The sequence below is a fragment of the Roseibium sp. 10G30-5 genome (genome assembly GCF_055809635.1).
In genome coordinates this window covers 2,922,182-2,943,057 of sequence record NZ_CM147918.1, presented here as the reverse complement: position 1 = coordinate 2,943,057, position 20,876 = coordinate 2,922,182, and the positions used below count along the sequence as shown (strand labels likewise).

23 protein-coding genes are annotated in these 20,876 nt (G+C 57.1%); 9 read left to right on the top strand and 14 right to left on the bottom strand.

The features are described from left to right. Nucleotides 1–105 precede the first annotated feature (105 nt). The 3 genes from hisS to hisG are packed head-to-tail and all read left to right on the top strand — an operon-like array spanning nt 106 to nt 3,699. The gene (gene hisS, locus AC0L7U_RS14935) at nt 106–1,581 is read left to right on the top strand and encodes a histidine--tRNA ligase (RefSeq protein WP_473691767.1); all 1,476 of its coding nucleotides are present in this window, start codon (nt 106–108) and stop codon (nt 1,579–1,581) included. Nucleotides 1,582–1,584: 3 nt separating this feature from the next. Further along, nucleotides 1,585–2,727, top strand: a complete 1,143-nt coding sequence (locus AC0L7U_RS14930) for an ATP phosphoribosyltransferase regulatory subunit (protein ID WP_473691765.1) — start codon at nt 1,585–1,587, stop codon at nt 2,725–2,727. A 3-nt stretch (nt 2,728–2,730) separates the two neighbouring features. Continuing rightward, the gene (gene hisG / locus AC0L7U_RS14925; protein ID WP_473691763.1) at nt 2,731–3,699 is read left to right on the top strand and encodes an ATP phosphoribosyltransferase; all 969 of its coding nucleotides are present in this window, start codon (nt 2,731–2,733) and stop codon (nt 3,697–3,699) included. Nucleotides 3,700–3,729: 30 nt separating this feature from the next. Here the strand turns inward: hisG and AC0L7U_RS14920 are convergent, their stop codons facing one another. Continuing rightward, nucleotides 3,730–4,371, bottom strand: coding sequence for a DNA-3-methyladenine glycosylase I (locus AC0L7U_RS14920; RefSeq protein WP_473691761.1), 642 nt, complete (start codon nt 4,369–4,371; stop codon nt 3,730–3,732). A 130-nt stretch (nt 4,372–4,501) separates the two neighbouring features. Then, nucleotides 4,502–5,212 carry a protein phosphatase CheZ gene (locus AC0L7U_RS14915; RefSeq protein WP_473691759.1) on the bottom strand — a complete coding sequence of 237 codons (711 nt, stop codon included), beginning with the start codon at nt 5,210–5,212 and terminating at the stop codon, nt 4,502–4,504. A gap of 274 nt (nt 5,213–5,486) precedes the next feature. On the opposite strand from AC0L7U_RS14915, the gene AC0L7U_RS14910 reads away from it, so the two are divergent. Then, nucleotides 5,487–6,224 (top strand): DUF2927 domain-containing protein, encoded by a 738-nt coding sequence (locus tag AC0L7U_RS14910; protein ID WP_473691757.1) that lies wholly within the window; start codon nt 5,487–5,489, stop codon nt 6,222–6,224. A 149-nt stretch (nt 6,225–6,373) separates the two neighbouring features. Next, on the top strand, nt 6,374–7,189 hold the full coding sequence (locus AC0L7U_RS14905) for a L,D-transpeptidase (protein ID WP_473691756.1): 816 nt from the start codon (nt 6,374–6,376) through the stop codon (nt 7,187–7,189). Between the two features lie 31 nt (nt 7,190–7,220). Here the strand turns inward: AC0L7U_RS14905 and AC0L7U_RS14900 are convergent, their stop codons facing one another. Beyond that, nucleotides 7,221–7,883: a hypothetical protein gene (locus AC0L7U_RS14900; protein ID WP_473691754.1), complete on the bottom strand. Its 663-nt coding sequence runs from the start codon at nt 7,881–7,883 to the stop codon at nt 7,221–7,223. 188 nt (nt 7,884–8,071) lie between these two features. Between AC0L7U_RS14900 and AC0L7U_RS14895 the strand changes: the two genes are divergently transcribed. Next, nucleotides 8,072–8,482, top strand: coding sequence for a c-type cytochrome (locus tag AC0L7U_RS14895; RefSeq protein WP_473691752.1), 411 nt, complete (start codon nt 8,072–8,074; stop codon nt 8,480–8,482). A gap of 112 nt (nt 8,483–8,594) precedes the next feature. Continuing rightward, nucleotides 8,595–9,749, top strand: a complete 1,155-nt coding sequence (locus AC0L7U_RS14890; protein ID WP_473691750.1) for an alpha-hydroxy acid oxidase — start codon at nt 8,595–8,597, stop codon at nt 9,747–9,749. Between the two features lie 15 nt (nt 9,750–9,764). Here the strand turns inward: AC0L7U_RS14890 and AC0L7U_RS14885 are convergent, their stop codons facing one another. Beyond that, complete coding sequence (locus tag AC0L7U_RS14885; RefSeq protein WP_473691748.1) at nt 9,765–10,658, bottom strand: LysR family transcriptional regulator; 894 nt, start codon at nt 10,656–10,658, stop codon at nt 9,765–9,767. A gap of 99 nt (nt 10,659–10,757) precedes the next feature. Beyond that, nucleotides 10,758–11,633 carry a LysR substrate-binding domain-containing protein gene (locus AC0L7U_RS14880; protein WP_473691746.1) on the bottom strand — a complete coding sequence of 292 codons (876 nt, stop codon included), beginning with the start codon at nt 11,631–11,633 and terminating at the stop codon, nt 10,758–10,760. A gap of 355 nt (nt 11,634–11,988) precedes the next feature. On the opposite strand from AC0L7U_RS14880, the gene AC0L7U_RS14875 reads away from it, so the two are divergent. Then, the gene (locus AC0L7U_RS14875) at nt 11,989–12,216 is read left to right on the top strand and encodes a DUF1127 domain-containing protein (protein WP_473691745.1); all 228 of its coding nucleotides are present in this window, start codon (nt 11,989–11,991) and stop codon (nt 12,214–12,216) included. Nucleotides 12,217–12,381: 165 nt separating this feature from the next. Here the strand turns inward: AC0L7U_RS14875 and AC0L7U_RS14870 are convergent, their stop codons facing one another. The 4 genes from AC0L7U_RS14870 to AC0L7U_RS14855 all read right to left on the bottom strand — a co-directional run bounded on the left by AC0L7U_RS14870 (nt 12,382) and on the right by AC0L7U_RS14855 (nt 15,730). Next, nucleotides 12,382–12,933 (bottom strand): hypothetical protein, encoded by a 552-nt coding sequence (locus AC0L7U_RS14870; protein ID WP_473691743.1) that lies wholly within the window; start codon nt 12,931–12,933, stop codon nt 12,382–12,384. Nucleotides 12,934–13,029: 96 nt separating this feature from the next. Continuing rightward, nucleotides 13,030–13,209, bottom strand: a complete 180-nt coding sequence (locus AC0L7U_RS14865; RefSeq protein WP_473691741.1) for a hypothetical protein — start codon at nt 13,207–13,209, stop codon at nt 13,030–13,032. 89 nt (nt 13,210–13,298) lie between these two features. Continuing rightward, nucleotides 13,299–14,672 (bottom strand): glutamate--cysteine ligase, encoded by a 1,374-nt coding sequence (locus AC0L7U_RS14860; RefSeq protein WP_473691739.1) that lies wholly within the window; start codon nt 14,670–14,672, stop codon nt 13,299–13,301. A gap of 299 nt (nt 14,673–14,971) precedes the next feature. Next, nucleotides 14,972–15,730, bottom strand: coding sequence for a 16S rRNA (uracil(1498)-N(3))-methyltransferase (locus AC0L7U_RS14855; RefSeq protein WP_473691737.1), 759 nt, complete (start codon nt 15,728–15,730; stop codon nt 14,972–14,974). 150 nt (nt 15,731–15,880) lie between these two features. On the opposite strand from AC0L7U_RS14855, the gene xseA reads away from it, so the two are divergent. Further along, entirely contained in the window at nt 15,881–17,527 is a 1,647-nt protein-coding gene (xseA, locus tag AC0L7U_RS14850; protein ID WP_473695846.1) for an exodeoxyribonuclease VII large subunit, read from the top strand. Between the two features lie 116 nt (nt 17,528–17,643). Here the strand turns inward: xseA and AC0L7U_RS14845 are convergent, their stop codons facing one another. From AC0L7U_RS14845 to AC0L7U_RS14825, 5 genes are all read right to left on the bottom strand, one after another. Beyond that, nucleotides 17,644–18,309 carry a TRAP transporter large permease subunit gene (locus tag AC0L7U_RS14845; RefSeq protein ID WP_473695844.1) on the bottom strand — a complete coding sequence of 222 codons (666 nt, stop codon included), beginning with the start codon at nt 18,307–18,309 and terminating at the stop codon, nt 17,644–17,646. A 38-nt stretch (nt 18,310–18,347) separates the two neighbouring features. Continuing rightward, nucleotides 18,348–19,010: a TRAP transporter large permease subunit gene (locus tag AC0L7U_RS14840; protein WP_473691735.1), complete on the bottom strand. Its 663-nt coding sequence runs from the start codon at nt 19,008–19,010 to the stop codon at nt 18,348–18,350. Next, nucleotides 19,007–19,180, bottom strand: coding sequence for a hypothetical protein (locus AC0L7U_RS14835; RefSeq protein ID WP_473691733.1), 174 nt, complete (start codon nt 19,178–19,180; stop codon nt 19,007–19,009). Before AC0L7U_RS14835 ends, AC0L7U_RS14840 begins: the two co-directional genes overlap by 4 nt. 91 nt (nt 19,181–19,271) lie before the next feature. Next, nucleotides 19,272–19,523, bottom strand: coding sequence for a TRAP transporter small permease subunit (locus AC0L7U_RS14830; RefSeq protein WP_473691731.1), 252 nt, complete (start codon nt 19,521–19,523; stop codon nt 19,272–19,274). Between the two features lie 236 nt (nt 19,524–19,759). Continuing rightward, a complete protein-coding gene (locus tag AC0L7U_RS14825) occupies nt 19,760–20,776 on the bottom strand; it encodes a C4-dicarboxylate TRAP transporter substrate-binding protein (RefSeq protein ID WP_473691729.1) in 1,017 nt (338 codons plus the stop codon). Nucleotides 20,777–20,876: the final 100 nt, after the last annotated feature.

Sequence of the window (20,876 nt, the reverse complement as noted above, 5' to 3'; positions counted from 1 at the left end):
CCCTGACGTTTCGTCTAGGACAACCAACAGAACAAAAGGTTGTGGCTGCGCCGTCTTGCGACCGGCAGCGCCGCAACGGAAACCCACCGCGACTGGACTGCACAGATGGCCAAAAAACCAAACAAACTCAAAGCCCGCCTGCCCCGTGGGTTTGTTGATCGCTCTGCTGATGACATTCGCGCTACTGATGAGATGATCGGCAAGATCCGCCGTGTCTACGAGCGCTATGGCTTTGACCCCATTGAAACGCCCGCCTTTGAATACACCGATTGCCTGGGCAAATTCCTGCCAGACACAGACCGGCCGAATGCTGGTGTGTTCTCTGTGCAAGACGATGATGAACAGTGGATGAGCCTGCGCTACGACCTGACCGCACCGCTTGCCCGCCACGTTTCCGAACACATCAATGAAATCCAGCTTCCCTTCCGCACCTATCGCAGCGGCTGGGTGTTCCGCAATGAAAAGCCCGGCCCGGGCCGCTTCCGCCAGTTCATGCAGTTTGATGCCGACACGGTTGGGGCTCCAGGCGTCCAGACGGACGCCGAAATGTGCATGATGATGGCCGACACGATGGAAGCTCTTGGCATTCCACGCGGTGACTATGTTATTCGCGTCAACAACCGCAAGGTACTGGACGGTGTTCTTGAAACCATCGGACTGGGGGACGATGACCATGCCGAACGCCGCCTGACAGTGTTGCGTGCCATCGACAAACTCGACAAGTTCGGCATCGACGGTGTACGCCTGCTGCTTGGCGAAGGCCGCAAGGACGACAGCGGCGACTTCACCAAGGGCGCTGGTCTGGAAGCTGACGCCGTTGACCAGATCATCGGCTTTGTCGAAGGTACGGCACAGCTCGACAACGAGGGCCAACAGGAACTCGATGCCATGGCTGTGATCTTCGAGAGTTGCGGGTATGACGCAAACCGCGTCAAAATTGACCCGTCCGTCGTGCGTGGCCTCGAATATTACACAGGCCCGGTCTATGAAGCCGAATTGCTGTTTGATGTCACCAATGAAAAAGGCGAGATCGTTCAGTTTGGCTCTGTCGGCGGCGGCGGGCGTTATGACGGTCTGGTCAAGCGGTTTACCGGTCGTGATGTTCCGGCCACCGGATTTTCCATTGGTGTGTCACGCCTGATGACGGCGCTGAAGAACCTCGGCAAACTAGGTGGCACGTCCACCAAGGTAACCGCCCCGGTTCTGGTGACCGTCATGGACGGCGATCAGGCAGCACTTGGTCGGTATCAGAAAATGGCACAGGACCTGCGCGACGCTGGCATCCGCGCCGAAATGTATCAGGGCAACTGGAAGAAATTCGGCAATCAGCTCAAGTATGCCGACCGCCGCGATTGTCCGCTGGCGATCATTCAGGGATCTGACGAGCGCGATGCAGGCGAAGTCCAGATCAAGGACCTGATCGAAGGCAAGCGCCTGTCCGGCGAGATCACCGACAATGTCACCTGGCGTGAGAGCCGTCCGGCCCAGATCACCATTGCGGAAAGCGATCTGGTGGCCACCGTCACACGCATGTTGCAGCAACAGGCCGACGATCTCGAAAAGCAAACCGGGAGCAACTAACGCATGTCAGACGAAAGCCGATCCGTTGCACAGCGCATTGACGCGGCCCTGAAGATTTTCCGTGATGCTGGCCATGCGAAGATTAATCCGCCCATTCTGCAACCGGCCAATATCTTTCTCGACCTGATCGGCGAAGATATTCGGCGGCGGCTTTTTCTGACCTCCGGCAAGGACAGCGAAGACTTGTGTCTGCGCCCGGACTTCACCATTCCGGTGGCGCGTGTGCACCTGGAAAACGGCGCGGGCGAGCCAACCGGCTATTGCTACCATGGCCCTGTCTTCCGTCAGCGTGAGAGCGAGCTAGGCGAAATCAGCCAGCTTGGCGCAGAAAGTCTTGGCGGCGGCGACCCGGAAGACAAGGACGCCGAGATGCTGGACCTTTCGGTCAAGGCGCTGGACGCGCTTGGCGTCCGCGAGCCAGACATCCGCATTGGTGACGAGACCCTGTTCGTTGCGGTTCTGTCGCGGCTCGATCTGCCACAGGTGTGGCAGAGACGCCTGCGCGATCAGTTCGGCGAAACCGACAAGCTGTCTGCCGCCATCGACCGGATGATCGGCAAAGGCAGCGACAGCACAAGTGAAAGCGGCCTCGGCATGGGCTTCCTCTCGGCGCTTGAAGGCGCCGATCCAAAAGCAGCTCATGCCATTGTCGAAGACCTTTTGTCCATTGCCGGAATTTCTGCCGTTGGCGGACGTACGCCCTCCGAAATAGCCAATCGCTTTCTGGAACAGGCAACGCTCGCAGCAGGCACTGGCGTTACGCCGGAAGCTGTGGCGCTGCTGCGTGCCTTCCTCGCCATCCGGGGCAATGCCTCGGACAGTGTGACCCGGTTGCACGCCTTCGCCCAGCATTCCGGTCTTGATCTTGCGGCTCCCATAGCAACCTATGAGAAACGCCTCAAGGCTATTGCCGCGAAAGGCCTTGACACCGACAAAATCCGTTTTGCCGCTGATTTTGGGCGGCGTCTGGATTACTATTCTGGCTTCATCTTCGAAATCCATGCCGCAGACGCACGCGTTCGGGGGCCGCTGGTGGGCGGCGGGCGTTATGACCGCCTGCTGAACCTGCTGGGAGCCAAGGCGGATGTTCCGGCCACGGGCTTCTCGATCTGGCTTGATCGCGTGTTCCAGCTTACGGGAGACTAAGACATGAGCAAACTGACGATTGCCATTCCCTCCAAGGGCCGCCTGCAAGAAAACACGCATGACTTCTTTGCCCGCTCCGGCTTGAAGGTGGTGCGGCCCGGTGGTGCACGCAATTATCGCGGTGGCATCGCCCGTATGGACGATGTCGAGATCGCCTTTCTGTCGGCCTCTGAAATCGCCCGCGAACTGGCAGAAGGCACCGTACATTTCGGCATCACCGGCCTTGATCTGATCGACGAAAGCATTGCCCAGCCCGACGAGAGTGTCCACATCGTGACCCCGCTCGGTTTCGGCCACGCAGATGTCATCGTCGCTGTGCCCAAAGCCTGGATCGATGTGGAAACCATGGCCGATCTGTCGGACGTCGCCTCTGATTTTCGCAACCGTCATGGCAGCCGCCTGCGGGTGGCAACAAAATACGTCAACTCGACACGCAACTTCTTTTCAGCCCGGGGAATTGCCGATTACCGCATTGTCGAGAGTGCGGGCGCAACCGAGGGCGCACCGGCTGCGGAATCGGCCGAACTGATCGTCGACATCACCTCGACCGGGTCAACGCTGGAAGCCAACAACCTGAAGATCTTGCGCGACGGGATCATCTTGCAGAGCCAGGCACATCTGGTTGCCTCGCTCAAAGCCGACTGGTCCCCAACAGCGCTGGATGCAGCCCGCGATATTCTCGACCGCATTTCGGCAGAAGAAAAAGCCGGTGGATCCCGGCTGGTCGTTGCCCGTGTGGCCGACCGTCGCCGTGCCTTGTCTGCCGTCTCCGGCTTTGGCGCCAAGACCCCTTTCGGAGCTGACAACCGTGACGACGCGTTGCTCGAACTTCTCTGCCCCAAAGACACGGTCACCGATTGCGCCCGCACTCTGGTCGACATGGGCAGCGAAACCGTCACCGTGCAACAGCTCGACTACGTCTTTACCCGCGAGAACGCCCTGTTCGAACCGCTGCAAGACAAAGTGCGTTAAGGCCAGCGTTTCTAGACAGACGGCTCCGCCTTATGTCGGGCGTTTGAAGGTGGTTCTGGCGGCTTCGGTCAACGGGCGACAGCAACACCCCTCCAGATGGTCATTGACCATGCCCATGGACTGCATGAAGGCGTAAACTGTGGTCGGACCCACAAAGCTCCAGCCCCGCTTTTTCAGATCCTTCGACATGGCCTTGCTTTCGGGCGAAAAGGTCAATCGCCGGGCGGCCTCCAGGTCCATCACGTCGGGCCGGCTTTCAGGCCGCGCCTCGTAACGCCAGACGTAGGCCGCCAGTGAACCGAACTCGTCTCGAAGCTCACGTGCGCGGCGGGCATTGTTGATGGCCGAGACAATCTTGCCGCGGTGTCGCACAATCCCGGCATCCCCGACACATCGTTCAATATCCGCGTCTTCGAAAAGCGCCAGTCTGTCAATTTCGAAATTGGCAAAGGCACCCCGAAAGGCATCCCGTTTGCGCAGGATCGTCAGCCACGACAGGCCCGCCTGAAAGCCTTCCAGACAGAGCTTTTCGAACAGGCGGCGATCATCATCAACCGGCCAGCCCCATTCCTCGTCGTGATAACGCTGGTAATCCTCCAGCCCGCCATGCCACCAGCAGCGCATCTGACCGTCCGGTCCTTCCAAAAGACCTGTTTCTTCACTCTCAGACATGCCATCTCCTACGCAACCGTTCTTATTTTGTTCCAAAAAAGACAAGAGCGCAGACGTACGAGCCTGTCAAGCCGCAAGACGGATCGACAGGTCTGGTTTCACACGAGCAGGTATCAGGTGGTGTTTGACGTCAGGCAAACAGCGCGTCGATATCATCCTGACTGGCAAGGTCTTCATCTGTTTCAAGCGATGGACCATTGAGAAGGGCTGCGTCGCCTTCCTTCAACTCACGCTGCTGCACTTCAAAGTCCTTGAAGGTCTCGATACCGCCCCAGATGTCCATCATCTCGATAATCCGGTCTTCGATGAAGCGCAGGGTGTTCACCACCTTGGTGATGCGTTGTCCGGTAAGATCCTGGAAGTTACAGGCCTCGAAGATGTGTATCACGTGTTCTTGTATATCGTTGGCCAGATCTGCATCCTGACCCGACAGACGCGCGTTCAAGGTGTTGGCCGTCTCGTCGATAAATTCTGCTGCCGACAGAATGCGGTCCGTAGCGCCTTCCGTGCCGGAGACAACGGCATCCAGCTCGTTCGTCACCCGCATCATGTCGTCACCATCAGCGCCGGTGGTGTGATGCAGCGTGGCAATCTCATGCTTGGTGCGCTTGATACTCTCGTAGATCGAATCCAGCTCAGTCTTGAGTTTGGCGGCTTCGGACAATTCCTTGCGGAACTCTTCCATCACCTTCTTGCTCATCTCGCGCGGATCGAGCGGCTGGGCATCGCCCGAACCCTGCCGGCTGACCATCCTCTTCAGAGCCGAGATTTCATGCATGAGTTCATCGTGACGGCGTTCATCGGCTGCACCCGGATCTCGCTCGGCGATAGTTCTCACCATTGTTTCTGCCCGAAACGATCTTTTCACAGCCGCCATTCGTGTCCCTGCCACACTGATACCCAAAAGAAATATTGAGCGATCTTCTGCTTGCTACCGAAGCTGACTATCTCCGGCCTTCATTAAGAAATGCTTTTCTCTTGTGGTAAAAGCTCGTCTTAAAACCTGATAGTGAGAGACTTTTTCCCATAGAAAAGAAAGACTAGCGAAAAATGCCCTGTAAAAAGCAAGTACGAAAACTCCTGCTCAGACTTGGTAAAAATTGCAGGCCAATACAATGAGACTTTTTCTTTTGACGTTTGCCCTGCTCGCAGGTTTTGCAGGTCACAGCGCTTGGGCACAAGATGCAGACCTGCCGTTCAGCGATCAGGCAATCCTGTCAGGCTTCGACAAGACGGTGTTCGGGCTGGAGTACCGGTCATGGTCGTGGTCATCTGACCGGGTAAAGAAATTTGCCATGCCTGTGCGCTATGGCATCATCAACCTGTCCCAGACTGATCGACGCGCGCAGATCAATCAGTTTGTGCAAGAGATGAACCAACGCATATCCGCTCTTGACATCGGGATTGCCGCGTCAGTGGCCCAAGCGAACTTTCAGGTCTATGTGGTCGACGAGAAAGACTACAACCACACCGTCCGCAGCAAGATCTATGGCCGCAATGACGCGAATGTTTCGGGCCGGTGCATCGTTCGCATCTTTGATGGCTCGCACGGCATCAAGCGCTCGGTTGCCGTCATCGTATCGGATCAGGGTGAAGCGCTTTTCAAGCGCTGCATGATCGAAGAGCTGTTGCAAGGCCTGGGACCACTCAACGACAATGACAGCCTCCCTTATTCGGTTTTCAACGACACCTCAACGCAGGACACATTCACCCGGTTCGACAACATATTGCTGCAAATGCTGTACGACCCGCATATCAGGCCGGGCATGAAGCGCAGCGATGTCAAGAAGCTTCTGCCCGCCATTCTGCCGCACGCAAAGCTCTGGGTCCGCACCATCACAAGCCGCAAGTGACATGACGCTTTAACGGTTTGCTAACCATAATTGCAGTTCGAGACTATGGTTACGACCAGATTAACCGTCTGCCCGCGTTTGCCCGTCATCATGAGGGGGTCAAAGGCCATCCCCGCCTCCCCGATCAAGCGACACGCGAGTTGACTGTCATGATCTCTTTTGCAAGCAAGATACGTCTTGGCGCAGCCGCACTAGGCCTTTGCCTTGTTGCCCTTGGCATCAGTCAGGCAGATGCCCTTGACCGCATCGCACCGCCGCCGATGGTGCTCAGTCCCGATCTGACCGATCCTCGGCTTGCGCACCTGAGACAAGAACAAAACCCGGAACAGACAGAACGCTTGCAGCGGGTGCCGCCGCCGGTTCAGGCGCAGGGTAGCCCCTTGGCTGACCGCATGAGCACCTGGCTGTTTGGCCGAAAAGACCGAGGCCACCCTGCACACACGGCCGCTTTGCGGCCGGCGCCCCATGATGTGCGGACACGCCGCGAAAGCGGGCCTGTGCAGGTTAAGTCACATCAGATTGATCCGCGCTTTCTACCACGCATGATTGCCTATCACGGGAAATACAAGCCCGGCACGATCTACATCGACACGGAAGACAAATATCTTTTCCTGATCCTGCGAGGGGGCCGTGCGCGCCGTTACGGCGTTGGCGTCGGCAAGCCAGGCTTCGAGTGGGCAGGCGTTCACCGTGTGACCCGCAAGGCGCAATGGCCCTCATGGCGTCCTCCGGCAGACATGCTGAAGCGCCGACCGGATCTGCCGCATTATGTTGCGGGCGGCATTCAGAACCCACTCGGCGCGCGGGCGCTTTATCTGGGGTCGACGCTCTATCGCATCCACGGCACCAATCAGCCCTGGACAATTGGTCACGCCGTCTCGTCCGGCTGCATCCGTATGCGCAATGAGGACGTGATCGACCTGTATCGCCGTGTCCCGTTGGGTGCGCGGGTGGTGGTGAGTTGATCGCAGTAGCGGTCAGTCTGGCCCATAGATCTCACGGATGGGTCGCAAAATAGCGCGACAACAGGGCGCGCCATTGCTCTTTGTCACCGGTCCACTCGGTTTGATCCGGCTGAACAAGCGTCACTTCCCCCTCGACCAGATCGCCTTTACGCTCCGGATAGCTCACAACAACAAATTCGCAAGTTCGGCCCAAAAGGCCCTGTGTCGCCGTCTTGAGCCTCTGAAGATCTGCGTGCCATAAATTGATGTCGGAGAGGCCCACCTGACGCGCGACATCGCTCAGATTGTTTTGCGAGTTGGACACAACAAAGACAACTCTTGGACGGTCGGCCAATGCCAGAAACTTGCCGCGTAAATGCGTGAACCGCGAGATTTCCGTGGCAAGCTCGGCATCAATATCGGCCTGTTCTTCAGCATTCTTGAAATGATGCAGAAAGCGGATGCCATAGGGCAGCCAAGTGGGAAATCCCGGACCGTTGCGCAGACTGTCGCGGTCAAACATCGGAAACCCGTCTTCGAAAAGATGCGCGATGCCTGCCAGCGGGGCAATCAGACCATCAAAAAAATGGTTTTCCCGTACAATGTCCGCGCCGAGCAACTCACTCAACAGCGCGGTGTTTTTGCGCAGTTGGCGCGAGCTCTGGCACGACATGCCGAGACTGACAATTGCACTATCCTGATTTCCAGCTGACATGAAACCCTGCATCCTTGACCCAGCACCCACATAGCCTTTTTTGAGATGATTTCGCAAACAGGCTGTCTGTGCAATCGGCAGGTCGGACAGTTTGTCTCAGTCAGGCAAGTTGCCTCGCCGTGCGTTTTGCGCGATCAAGATCATCTGCCAAGGGCCTAGAACAGCCAACGAAACGGAATTTTCAAGTGATGCGCGCAGCCTCCCTTACCGCCTGCTGTTTTCTTCTTGCCTACGGGCTGGCTGCAAGTCCAGTCTGGGCTGCGGACGACGGCGCGATTACACAGGGCAAGAAAATCTTCCAGCGCTGCCAGACCTGCCATGTTGTCGGGCCGCAAGCGTATAATAGGGTTGGGCCGGTGCTGAATAGACTGTTTGGCCGTCAAGCTGGCACCGTGCCGGGATTTCGCTATTCACGCGCCATGAAGCAGCACGGCAAGGATGGCCTTGTCTGGAACGAACAGACACTGACCGATTTTCTGAAAAGTCCTCATACCTATGTGCCTGGAACCCGAATGTATTTCTCATTGAGTAATAGCCAGGACATTCAAGACGTTCTCGCCTATCTGAAAACCTTTCAAACTGACCCTCTGCCCAAATGACGCACTTCGTTCCGCTCCGCTCGACCAAGATTGACCTGAGCACGTCTTGAGGCGTATCCCTTACCGACGGCTAACTGTCTGACAGCTCCCCACTTTTTCAGAGACCTTTTCCATGTCCGCCATCACCAGCATTCACGACCTTCAGCAACTTGCAAAGCGCAGAGTGCCCAAGATGTTCTACGACTATGCGGACAGTGGAGCCTGGACACAAAGCACCTACGACGACAATGAGGCTGCCTTTCAACGCCAGAAATTACGCCAGCGCGTTGCTGTCAACATTGATGCCCGAAGTACCCGCAGCACCATGATCGGGCGAGAGATATCCATGCCCGTAGCGCTCGCGCCTGTGGGAATGACCGGCATGCAACATGCGGATGGCGAGATCCTGGCCGCACAGGCCGCTGAAGAGTTCGGAGTGCCCTATACGTTGAGCACAATGAGCATCTGTTCCATTGAAGACGTGGCCGCCCATACGACCACACCATTCTGGTTCCAGCTTTATGTCATGCGCGACCGCGGGTTTTCCCAGTCGTTGATGCAGCGCGCTCATGATGCAGGTTGCGAAGCGCTGGTGCTGACGCTGGATCTGCAAATTCTCGGGCAGCGTCATAAGGACATCAAAAATGGCCTCAGCACCCCCAAGCCGACCCCGCGCGTGCTGATGGACCTGTTGTTCAAGCCGCGCTGGTGCTGGGGGATGTCGCAGACGAAAAGGCGCCACTTCGGCAATATCATGGGTCATGTTGCGGACGTGGACAACATGGGGTCGCTCAGCGAGTGGACGGCGAAGCAGTTTGATCCGACGCTGGATTGGACATCCATCGCATGGGTCCGGCAACACTGGAGCCGGAAACTGATCCTCAAGGGCATCAATGACGTGGAAGATGCGCGCATTGCAGCAAGTCTGGGTGCAGACGCAATCATTGTCTCCAACCATGGCGGTCGTCAGCTCGATGGAACCCCGGCAACCTTCGATGTGTTGCAGGAGATCGTCGACGCCGTAGGGGATCAGGTCGAAGTGCACATCGACGGCGGCATCCGATCAGGTCAGGACGTGTTCAAGGCCGTGGCGATGGGTGCGCGCGGCACCTATATCGGCCGCTCCTACATCTATGGTCTGGGGGCCATGGGCAAGCCCGGTGTCACCAAGGCGCTTCAGATCATCCATAAGGAACTGGATGTCACCATGGCGCTTTGCGGTGAGCGCGACATTGCCCATGCGGGGCGGCACAATCTGGTGCAACGAACCAAAATCACCGCACCATAGCGTGGCATGAATAGCCTATTCTGCCGCAGTTGATGCCACGTCCAGAAGATTGAGCTTGCCGATCGCGGCGAGCAGGTGCTTTTCCAATGCATCATGCATTTTCTGATGCGCGTTGGCAGATCGAACGAGACGAATATCCAATGCAGGCAAGGGTGGAAAACCGTCTTTCTGATCCAGAATACGCATTTCCGAGTGCAGTGAACTCTCCGGCAGGACGAACACCGACAGACCAGCCGACACTGCATTGGCAACCGCGCCCATGCAGGGATGGACGTAATTGACGATATAGGGCCGTCCTGCATTTTTCAGCGCCTGCTCGCTGGCCTCGGCAAGACAACATTGCGGTGAGGTATAAGCCAACCGCACGACTTCCTTGGTATGCGAGAAGGTCTGTGTTGCACTGACCCAGTAAAGTGGTTCTTCACGCACCAGATAGCCATCACGGCTCTTGCCCTTCACCGCAGCAGTCAGCGCCATATCGAGCGCACCCTCGGCGATTTGCACATCAACTTCCGGTTTTTCCAGCGCCACCATCTCAACGTCGACACTGGAATTCATGCGAATGAAGGCCGCAACGATTTGTGGCAAAAGATGCTCGCCATAAGCGACCGGAATAGCCAACTTGATCCGCCCACCGGGCTTTTTATCGGCGAAGGCACACAAGGTCTCATCATTCAGAAGGATTATACGCCTTGCGTATTCGACGAGGCGCTCGCCGTCTTCGGTCAGCCGGGACTGTCGCCCATCCCGAACAAAGATGACCTTGTCGAGGCGCTCTTCCAAACGCCTCATCTGCATCGACACCGTCGACTGCGTTTTGTGAACAATATTGGCAGCCTTCGTGAAACTCCCGATCTCGGCAATCGCGAGAAAGGTGCGAAGGTGATCGATATCCAGCACCTTGTTCATGAAATCTGACCGCTCCGAATGCGACGCAGGCAGCTCGCCATCCCTCCTGCCCTTTATCATACACTACGGATTCTGGAGCTTCTTGCTCAATAATTATTTCTACTTACTAATCGCCGGAATCGATAAATTGTCGAGTGACGACACAATATGCTCAACAAGAGCATCACAAACCCTGTTGCTTTGTCTCCATGGCCGCAAGATTCCAATCTTACAATCTGGGAGTTTGGGAAACCCTTCTGCCTCGCCCAGAATGCGCATTCCAGAGCGAACGGCGGATTCTGGCAGAACCGAGACCGCAAGCCCCGCCAGAACAGCCGCCCCGACAGCGGTGGAATTCCAGCTCGAATACAACAAACGACTTTCGCGCCCAATAGAATCGAGTGCGCCAAGCGCTGCCTTGCGCCAGTCGCAGGTCGGGCGGCCCAGCGCCAGCGGCAAAGGCTGTTCATTCTCGACCGCATGGCGAGAAGACGCGACCCAGAGAATCGGCTCGCGTCGCACCACTTCTGAGGGAAGCCGGCCCTTTTTTTCGACGTGAGTGACGATCGCCACATCCACCTCGTTGGCATGGACCAAGGCATGCAGATCCGGCGTCGGCGCACAGACCACCGAGACTTCCGCCATCGGATGTGACCTTGAAAAACTTGCCAGAATTTCTGGCAGGAACCGGTCAGCATAATCATCCGGGGTGCCAAGCCTTACAAATCCTGAGAGTTCCTTGTCATCGAAGGTCGCCAAGGCCTCGTCGTTCAGCTGAACCAGACGACGCGCATAGGGAAGCAAGCGCTCACCGTGCTCTGACAAAGTCGACATGCGGCCATCGCGCACAAACAGGGTCTTGCCAATCCTGTCTTCAAGCCGTCGCATCTGCATCGAGACAGCCGACTGCGTCTTGTGAACCCGTTCAGCGGCGCGTGTGAAACTGCCATACTCAGCAATGGCAATGAAGGTCTTCAGATGTTCGGGATCCAGCATGTAGCCGCCTATCAGCAATGCGAATATATGTAACCATATTCATTTACAGGAGATATATCCGCCTGACCATCATCTTGTGGAGAAACACGCGCATAGAACGCATGAAACAGGCATTTGCAGGCGTTTTATTGAACGCTCATTCCATCACAAATTATGATAGAAGCTATTCAAAACATTCGTTCGACTTATTTCCGCATTCCATCGATAACGCTGCCAAGAAATCACTTCAAACCCTGATCGGACACACAAGCCCAAAGCGGCCTGCCTGACTGACGCACATTGGTTCAAAACGATGGCAATCTCGACCCTCAGACTGACAGCACGGCATTCTCTCTGGCATCGGCTCGGTGGCCTGATGCACGACACATTTGCGATTGCAGCAAACCGTCGCAAAGTTGCCCGTCTGAAAGCGATGAGTGACATGGAACTGACCGACATGGGCATTCTGCGCACGGATATCTTTGCAGCGCTCGCCAAGCCGTTCTTTGACGATGCGTCGACCTGCCTTCAGGAAATTGCCCGCGAGCGCCGTCTTGGAACGGCTGGATCGCGCGGCATTACCCAGGTCATCCAGATCCGCTGATAGCTGGTCTACCCAGCTCTCACCAGACCGTCGATTATCGCTGGTCCTTGTGAAAAGCTTCCCCTGCAAGTTTTGATTTGCAGCCTTGTTAGCCCCCTCGCTAACAAGCAAACTGGCCCGCCGCCCCCGGCGGGCCTTTTTTTGACAAAAGCTCCGCCGTCGATTTTAGTCCTTGGCAGATCCTGCAGGCGTCTGCCCGGTCTGGAAAAATTTCTCGAAGGCATCCTTTTGCGTCGCCTGCATATCCAGCCCCGCCGCAAGCCAGGTGTCGAACATGCGCGACATATCATTGCTGCTCTTGTCGGCCTCTGTTTCAGTCTCGGAATGCGCCTCAGCGGCATTGACCTCTGCTGGATCCTCGCGGGCTGCGTTGAGTGACGGCGCGACATGCGGCTTCGCGGGGTCGCGTTTGCCTGATGTCTCAGGTTTGGGCGCAGATTTTGACGTATCGGCCATGCCTGTCATCAGCCCCGACCAGAAATCATATACGCCGCGGGTGTACCCTTCCAGAAGGTCCATCGGAATGGGGGCAGGTTTGGGCCTCCCACGGGCAAAGCCGCGCAGAAAAGCTTCGAACAATTCACCGGCCTCACCATGCAGATAGGGCCGCATCATTTGACCGGCAGCAAGTGCAGCCGCCAAAGGCATCAAATCAAGAATTGCCTGCTTTTGAAGTCCCGCGCCGTCGGCAATCCATTGTGCCAGACTGTCGCGCATGGCTGGCGCACCATAAAATCGTGACAGCCCCTTTTCAAACTCTGGCGAAGCGAAGCCCGGTCAGGAAGGGTTGGCGGGACCACCGCTTCCCCGCTGTCAGGGAAAGGTTTCTCCCGGCCCCGGTGTGCCAAATTCCTTCCAGCCGGTCATGGCAGCAGCCATCAGCGGCTTCATCGCTGCATTTAGATCGGCCTCATTCAGGCCGAATCGCGCTTGCAGGGAAGACAGATACCCCATCGGATCGAACGGGGGGAAATTGTCTTGAGTTTCAACCATCGTTGGCGCCTCGCAAAACATGCAAATCGCATGATCGGCTCATTCGGCGCCAACGTCAATTCATTGCTCAGGTATCGCGTGCGCGTGCCTTAGTAGGCATATTCCTTGTAGACATGCGACAGGTCACCGCCCCATGCTCCATTGTAGCGATGCAACATCACGTCTGCCGGCGACAGGCCATCGGCCAGCCCTTCTTCAAGAGCGGCAAGATGAATACGCTCATCCAACCCGTCATCCGTCAGACGTGCGCGACGCTTCAGCCCTTCTGCAGACAGCTCCACCGCCTTGCGCGCGACATCCAGCACCTGCTCATCACGGAACGGTGTTTGAAGACCATGCACAGGCACTCCGGCCCGCAGGGCGCTGCGCTCTTCCTGTGTCCAATCCTTCACCAGATTCCAGGCCTGATCCATCACGTCACGGTCATAAAGCAACCCGACCCAGAAGGCTGGCAAGGCACAAATGCGCCGCCATGGGCCACCATCTGCGCCACGCATTTCGATAAACTTCTTTAACCGCACGTCCGGGAAAACTGTCGACAGATGGTTGTTCCAATCACCAATCGATGGCGTGGCTTCCGGGATACGCCCGTTCAACGCGCCATTCATGAATTGTCGGAACGTGGTGTCCGTTACATCATAATAGGTCGTGCCGCGTTTGACGAAATACATCGGCACATCCATCACCCACTCGACGTATTGTTCAAAACCGAACCCTTTATCGAAGACAAAAGGCAGGTCGCCGGTGCGGTGCAGGTCGGTGTCTGTCCAGATCTGGGCACGGAAAGACTTGAAGCCATTCGGCTTGCCTTCGGTAAAAGGCGAGTTGGCGAAAATGGCCGTTGCGATCGGCTGCAAGGCAAGCCCGATGCGCATTTTCCTGACCATATCGGCCTCGGTGGAAAAATCGAGGTTCACCTGAATGGTCGAGGTCCGGTACATCATGTCCAAGCCCAGCGAGCCAACCTTGGGCATGTAATTGGTCATGATATCATAGCGGGACTTCGGCATCCGCGGCACATCGGAGCGGGCCCATGTCGGCGTCATGCCCAGGCCAAGGAAACCGATGCCAAGCGGATCTGCAACCTTGCGCACCTGCGCCAGATGCTGATTAGCCTCGCGGCAGGTCTGGTGCAGGGTTTCCAGCGGCGCGCCAGAAAGTTCGAACTGGCCACCCGGCTCAATGGAGATCGCGCCACCTTCGATGGTGTCAGCGAGCCCGATGATCTTGCCATTGTCCTCAATGGCTTCCCATCCGGTGAGTTGCTCCATGCCTCTGAGAATGGCTTCGACGCCCTGCTCTCCCTCATAAGGGATAGGCTTCAGGCTATCGGTGCGAAAACCGAATTTTTCATGTTCGGTCCCGATACGAAAGGCCTCGTCTGGCTTGCAGCCAGACTCAAGCGTCTCAACCAGGTCGGACAGACTCTCAATCGGGGTCGCATCAACAGTATCGCGGGCCATTAGGAGCCTTTCAAAATCTTCCAAGAATACACATGTCTGGGGGAGCTAAAACCGTGTTGCGGTAGCGCATGGTCGCGAATCCCGACGTGACGATTGGCAGGTTGCCCCCTGACCCACCCCCTGCCCAATGCTTTGGGTAGAGACGCGTCTGTGGCATTTAGGCGTGGCGTTCAGTAAACGCAATATGCGTTCAATAATATTAGACCGTAAACCGATGAACGAGATGTTCACCGGACGGTTTAAAATCGCTCAAATCAGCAGAAATCTGCCGGTTTCAGAGCTACACAAAGGCGCATTTTTTAACACCAGTCTCCCAATGTCGCCTGCACAACGGTCAGGGCGGCAACAGCTGCCGTATCGGCACGTAGAATACGTGGGCCAAGTGGAATGGCTATGACGAACGACTGCCCCTTGAGCAACATGCGCTCATCTTCGGAAAACCCGCCTTCCGGCCCGACAAGAACCGCCAGCGGCTTGGGATCTGTGCCTCGCAGGGCGTTGAGTTGCGCCAGTGGGTTTTGCGTGGTCTCACCCTCGTCGCAAAAGAGCAATTGCCGCGTGGGCTGCAACGTCATCCACTTGCCAACGAGATCCTTCAGGCTGATCGGCTCAAAGACCTTGGGGATCGACAGCACGCCGCACTGCTCTGCCGCCTCGATGACGTTGGCCTCCATGCGCTCCATGTTGATCCGTGTCGATTGGGTGTGCTGCGTCAGCACCGGACGAATGCCGCCCGCGCCCATTTCGACGGCCTTCTGGACCATGTAATCAAGACGAGCATGTTTCAGCGGCGCAAAGAGGTAATGAAGGTCGGCAGCCGGAGACTGTGGCCGCACTTGCTCTTGCAATTCCAGGGTACAGGCTTTGCGCCCTGTGACGGAGATCGTTGCTCGCCACTCACCATCGCGCCCATTGAACACCAGAAGCGGGTCACCATCGCGCATCCGCAAAACGTTCAGCAGATAATTCGACTGCGCCCGGTCGGCTTCAATAGAGGCACCCTGCCCCAGAATATGTCGAAGAAAGAGACGTTGCATTTTGAACTCATACTTTGCCATGGCAAATTGCTGTCTACCCTTGCGTGGGGCGCGTGGACCCGACTTGCCGAAAACCTGTATCCGCCAGAGTGTCTGGCAAAACTCAACAGTGTGGTCCCCCGATGTTTATTCATCCGAGGTTGACCGGTCCTGCACGACAAGCCACTTTCCATTGATCTGCAAGGGAATCACAAGTTGGCCGAAAAATCATCCAATGTTGCCGAGTTCTCTGTTTCCGAGATCTCGTTTTCCATCAAAAAAACGATGGAAGACAGTTTTGGCTATGTTCGAGTACGCGGTGAGTTGGGACGCATCTCCCGCCCGTCGTCTGGCCATATCTATCTGGATCTCAAGGATGATCGCTCTGTTTTGTCCGGTGTCATCTGGCGCGGCAATGCTTCGAAACTGAAAATCAAGCCTGAGCAGGGCCTCGAAGTCATTGCCACCGGCAAGATCACCACTTTCCCCGGCCAGTCAAAATATCAGATGGTGATCGATTCGCTTGAGCCGGCCGGCGCCGGTGCGCTGATGGCGCTTCTGGAAGAGCGCAAGAAGAAGCTTGCCGCCGAAGGTCTTTTTGATTCTGAACGCAAGCGAGCGCTACCGCATCTGCCGCGCGTCATCGGCGTGGTCACCTCTCCCACAGGCGCTGTTATCCGCGACATTCTGCACCGCATCGGCGACCGCTTTCCGCTGCATGTGCTGGTTTGGCCGGTTCGGGTTCAGGGCGAAACCTGCGGACCGGAAGTTGCAAACGGCATCAAGGGCTTCAACGCCCTGCCCGTTGGTGGTCCGATCCCACGTCCGGATGTCCTGATCGTCGCACGCGGTGGCGGTAGCATCGAGGATCTCTGGGGCTTCAACGAAGAGGCCGTGGTGCGGGCCGCCGCCGAAAGCGCCATACCGCTGATCTCGGCTGTAGGACATGAGACCGACTGGACGCTGATCGACTACGCTGCCGATGTGCGTGCGCCCACCCCGACCGGAGCTGCCGAGATCGCTGTGCCCGTGAAGGCAGACCTCATGGCCATGGTCGATGACCTGTCGCGGCGCCTGTCCTCCGGGCTCAACCGGCTGATCTCAACCCGGCGCACCGAACTGCGTGCCGCCGGGGCGGCGCTGCCCGCAGCGCATGAGTTGTTGGCCTTGCCGCGCCAACGCTTCGATGTGGCCGCCAACCGGCTGGAACATGCCCTCACCGTCAACACCCGCAGCCACCGCGCGACCTATCAGAATATCTCCGGGCGTTTGTCACCCCTGCTTTTGACCCGCAAGAACGCCGAAGCCAGTACGCAACTCAAGGGGTTGTCGGACCGGCTGGGGCGGAGCCTTCACGTCACCGTGCGCCACAAGCGACAAGGCTTTGACGCCGTGCATCCGCGCCTGACGCCACAGCGCTTGCAACAACAAATCCGCCTTGGTGAGGAGCGCCTGGCAGGCTTGGCCGGACGGCTGGACCAGAGCTACACCACACGACTTTCCAAACAGCGCGACAGGCTGGATGGACTAGCTCAATTGCTCAAGTCCTTGTCTTACAAAGATGTTCTGGCGCGCGGCTACGCGGTCGTGCGCGATAACACCACTCACCCCTTGCGCAGCGCCGCCGATGCCGCACCCGGCTCTGCTCTGTCCATTGAACTGGCGGACGGAACATTCAGCGCTGTTGTGACTGAGCCGGGAACGCCTCCGACCTCAGCGGAGGCTCCCAAGGCTCGGCAAGCCAAAAGTAAATCCTCAAAGCCGACGCAGAAAACCACCTCTGCCAAAAAGACATCCGCGCCCAAGACGCCACCGGCCTCTCAGGGCAGCCTGTTCTGACCCGCCACCGTGCCTCTCAAGGCAGGTCAGACAGGTTCCCGAATTGACTGATAAACAGACAAGGAAAAGCCCGGGATGATCTAATCGTCCCGGGCTTTCTGACTGCTTGCACTGGATCAGATCATCGACGGAAGCCATGTGATAATGGCCGGAAACGCCAACAGCCCTGCAATAGTCAGGATGTCGGCGAGGAAGAAGGGAATGCAGCCCCGGAACACTTCCTGCACCGGAATATCCGGGCGCACGCCAGACACCACAAAGCAATTGAGCCCGATCGGAGGTGTGATCAGGCAAAGCTCAGCCATCTTGACCACCAGAATGCCAAACCAGATAGCACAGGCATCGGCATTCATCCCGAAGGTCGAGGCTGCTGCCGTCACGTGTTCGCCCCCGTTCAGGGCAATGACTGCCGGATAAACCACGGGCAGCGTCAGGATCAGCATGCCGATGGCATCCATGAACATACCGAGCACCGCATAGGCGCACAGGATCAGGATCATCACCACCATAGGTGAGAAATCCAACGCGACAACAAATTCCTTGAACGCGTCCGGCAGACCGGCAAACCCGAGAAAGCGGACATAAACCAGAACGCCCCAGATGAGCGTAAAGATCATCACTGTCAATCGAGCCGTTTCATGCAGGGCCTGCCCCAGTTGCTTGAACGTCAGCCCCTTGGCAAACGCCACAACAAGCACGAGAAACGCCCCCAGCGATCCGGCTTCCGTTGGCGTCGCCAGACCAAAGAAGAACGAACAGAAGATAATGCCGATCACCGCCAGAATGGGCAGAGTGCCGGGCAGCGATTGAAACCGCTGTTTCAGGTGAAGCCGCGAATAGGCGGCGCATCCCCGCGCCAGGCCGAAACCAGAACAATAATCGTCACATAGACCACCGCTGAAAAAATACCCGGCAGGAAGCCGGCAAGCAGCAATTTGCCCACCGATTGCTCTACCAAAATGGCGTAGATCACCAGAATGGCCGAGGGTGGAATAAGCGAGGCGAGCGTGCCACCTGCCGCGACAACCGCCGAGGCAAGACGCTTGGAATAGCCCGCTGCCAGCATTTCCGGGATGGCCACACGGGCAAAGACCGCAGCGGTTGCAACGGATGCGCCGGAGACGGCAGCAAAGCCTGCGGTAGAAAACACCGTGCCGACGGCCATTCCCCCCGGCATCCAACCCAGCCAGCGCTTGGCTGCTTCAAAGAGTTGTTTGGTGAACCCGGCATAAAACGCCAGAAAGCCAATCAGAATGAACGTCGGCAGCACCGACAGGGAATAGGTGACCGACTTCGAATGCGGCACTGTTCCCGCCATTTTCAACGCAACAAAGAAGCCGCGCTCAAAGCCCATCTTCATCGAGAAGATGATGATCAGTCCCACGAGACCTGAAAAAGCTGCAGCGAAGGCGACGCGCACGCCAATGAACACCAAGGCCAGCAATACGCCCGTCATCAGAAGACCAACGTCAAAAGGCGTCATTTCGCACCCCCATCCCGAGCATCGTCTCCGAGAGCATCCTCGATCTCGTGACGGGCCGTGTCTGTGATATTCTCGATGGTTGGAACGGCAATCGGCTGGCGGCCTGGATCCACAACAAGGCGCGCATAACCGTAGATCTGCAACAGCAAACGCAACAGCAACACGCTCAAGGCAACCGGCACCACAAGCTTGGACGGTCAGGTTGGCAGGCTGATGTCCATCGTGCTGTCCCCCAGCGCCCACGCCCGATCAAAATGATACTCAGGCCCCCCAGACCAGCAGCGCGACTGTGAAGGCAATGACGCTGACACTGGCCATTTCGGCAAGCCAAAGCGCCCTGCCCTTCAGTTTGCCCAGCAGGATTTCCATGCGGATATGGCCCCCAACGCGCTGGCAATAGGCCACCCCACCGAAGGCAAACACCGCCATCGCCTGCTCCGTGATGTCAATGAAGCCCGGGATCGGCAGATTGAACAGGAGACGACTGAAGACCTGAGCCACGGCCATCAGCATCAAGATGAGAATGCTGGCGGCGGCGATCAGGTTGAAAATATTTTCGATGATGCCAAGTGCGCCATCAAAGCGGATGTAGGTCCGGGGAACGGACAGATCCTCCCCAGTGCCCGGTGTATATCCGGTTCATGTGGGTGTCGCTGTATCTCGGGGGATGGAAAGGCCAGCCACATCATCAACCGTGGCGGCTGGCCTTGACAGGCTTGCAGTGGCAACACGCAGGCTACCACTCAGGATCACTCGCTGATCGTTTGTTTCACCAGATCCAGAAGCTCCTGAGCAGGCAAGCCTTTGGCGGTCTGTTCCTTGACCCGAGCAGCCTGGATCGGAGCTGCCTTGGCACGGAAGGCTTCCAGCTCGCTGTCCGGATAGGTGATTTGCTGAATGTTGTTCTCTTTCAGAACCTTCCACCAGCGATCGTAAACCTTGCCGTAATTCTCGACATAGTGATCCAGCGACGGTTGTACTGAATCGTTCAGCGCCTTGCGATAGTCTTCAGGCAATGCCTTGTAGGCATCCATATTGACAATGACCGGACATTGAACCGTTCCCGGATTGAGGTTTTTTGTCCACCATGTCGCCACTTCAACCGTATTGAACGACAGGTGGGCGTGCGGCGCAAAACCGGCGGCCTGAACCGTGCCGGAATCCATCGCCTGATAGGTTTCGGAAGCGGTTACGGACGTCGGCACCGCACCGACTGCTTCCATCGCCGCACCAATGCCGCCAAGCGCACGGACGCGCATGCCCTTGAAGTCAGAAATCTTCAGCGGTGCATCGCCTTTGCCAGCAAAATTATACTGCGGCATCGGGGTTGGCATCAGCAGCATTGCGTTCCAGCGGGCCAGATCCTTCTTCACGGCCGGATGCTGATACACAGCCTCGGACACCTTGATCTCGGTCTTCAGGTCGGGCACGCCGAGGAAAGGAAGTTCAAGAACCGTCAAGGACGGGTTCTTGTCCGGATGATACGAAGCGCAGATCTGCGCCATTTCGAAAGCACCGAATGAAATGCCATCAAGGTTTTCACGGGCTTTCGAAAGCGCTCCGCCATAGTGCAGCTCAATCTTGAAATGACCATCGGTGCGCGTGCTGACTTCCTTGGCCAGTTGCTCGACATTTTCGGTGAAGGCGCGGCGCTTGCCCCACAGGGACACATTCCACGTCACATCCGCCGCGAAGGCGTCGGTCACGAACATCGCTCCAGCAACAGCCAGAACAGCAGCGGAAACAATAATTTTTTTCGATGGCATAGAACCCTCCCAAGTCCCTCAAACACAAATGCGGCAGTGCAAGAAAAATGACAATTCCTGCAAGATATACCGCATAAGAGAGATATGAAATCGGCTCTTC

Excerpts from the sequence above, each read along its gene's own strand:
- hisS (WP_473691767.1), top strand. The coding sequence starts at position 106 with ATGGCCAAAAAACCAAACAAACTCAAAGCCCGCCTGCCCCGTGGGTTT.
- AC0L7U_RS14930 (WP_473691765.1), top strand. The coding sequence starts at position 1,585 with ATGTCAGACGAAAGCCGATCCGTTGCACAGCGCATTGACGCGGCCCTG.
- hisG (WP_473691763.1), top strand. The coding sequence starts at position 2,731 with ATGAGCAAACTGACGATTGCCATTCCCTCCAAGGGCCGCCTGCAAGAA.
- AC0L7U_RS14920 (WP_473691761.1), bottom strand. The coding sequence starts at position 4,371 with ATGTCTGAGAGTGAAGAAACAGGTCTTTTGGAAGGACCGGACGGTCAG.
- AC0L7U_RS14915 (WP_473691759.1), bottom strand. The coding sequence starts at position 5,212 with ATGGTGAGAACTATCGCCGAGCGAGATCCGGGTGCAGCCGATGAACGC.
- AC0L7U_RS14910 (WP_473691757.1), top strand. The coding sequence starts at position 5,487 with ATGAGACTTTTTCTTTTGACGTTTGCCCTGCTCGCAGGTTTTGCAGGT.
- AC0L7U_RS14905 (WP_473691756.1), top strand. The coding sequence starts at position 6,374 with ATGATCTCTTTTGCAAGCAAGATACGTCTTGGCGCAGCCGCACTAGGC.
- AC0L7U_RS14900 (WP_473691754.1), bottom strand. The coding sequence starts at position 7,883 with ATGTCAGCTGGAAATCAGGATAGTGCAATTGTCAGTCTCGGCATGTCG.
- AC0L7U_RS14895 (WP_473691752.1), top strand. The coding sequence starts at position 8,072 with ATGCGCGCAGCCTCCCTTACCGCCTGCTGTTTTCTTCTTGCCTACGGG.
- AC0L7U_RS14890 (WP_473691750.1), top strand. The coding sequence starts at position 8,595 with ATGTCCGCCATCACCAGCATTCACGACCTTCAGCAACTTGCAAAGCGC.
- AC0L7U_RS14885 (WP_473691748.1), bottom strand. The coding sequence starts at position 10,658 with ATGAACAAGGTGCTGGATATCGATCACCTTCGCACCTTTCTCGCGATT.
- AC0L7U_RS14880 (WP_473691746.1), bottom strand. The coding sequence starts at position 11,633 with ATGCTGGATCCCGAACATCTGAAGACCTTCATTGCCATTGCTGAGTAT.
- AC0L7U_RS14875 (WP_473691745.1), top strand. The coding sequence starts at position 11,989 with ATGCACGACACATTTGCGATTGCAGCAAACCGTCGCAAAGTTGCCCGT.
- AC0L7U_RS14870 (WP_473691743.1), bottom strand. The coding sequence starts at position 12,933 with ATGCGCGACAGTCTGGCACAATGGATTGCCGACGGCGCGGGACTTCAA.
- AC0L7U_RS14865 (WP_473691741.1), bottom strand. The coding sequence starts at position 13,209 with ATGGTTGAAACTCAAGACAATTTCCCCCCGTTCGATCCGATGGGGTAT.
- AC0L7U_RS14860 (WP_473691739.1), bottom strand. The coding sequence starts at position 14,672 with ATGGCCCGCGATACTGTTGATGCGACCCCGATTGAGAGTCTGTCCGAC.
- AC0L7U_RS14855 (WP_473691737.1), bottom strand. The coding sequence starts at position 15,730 with ATGGCAAAGTATGAGTTCAAAATGCAACGTCTCTTTCTTCGACATATT.
- AC0L7U_RS14840 (WP_473691735.1), bottom strand. The coding sequence starts at position 19,010 with ATGACGCCTTTTGACGTTGGTCTTCTGATGACGGGCGTATTGCTGGCC.
- AC0L7U_RS14830 (WP_473691731.1), bottom strand. The coding sequence starts at position 19,523 with ATGCTGATGGCCGTGGCTCAGGTCTTCAGTCGTCTCCTGTTCAATCTG.
- AC0L7U_RS14825 (WP_473691729.1), bottom strand. The coding sequence starts at position 20,776 with ATGCCATCGAAAAAAATTATTGTTTCCGCTGCTGTTCTGGCTGTTGCT.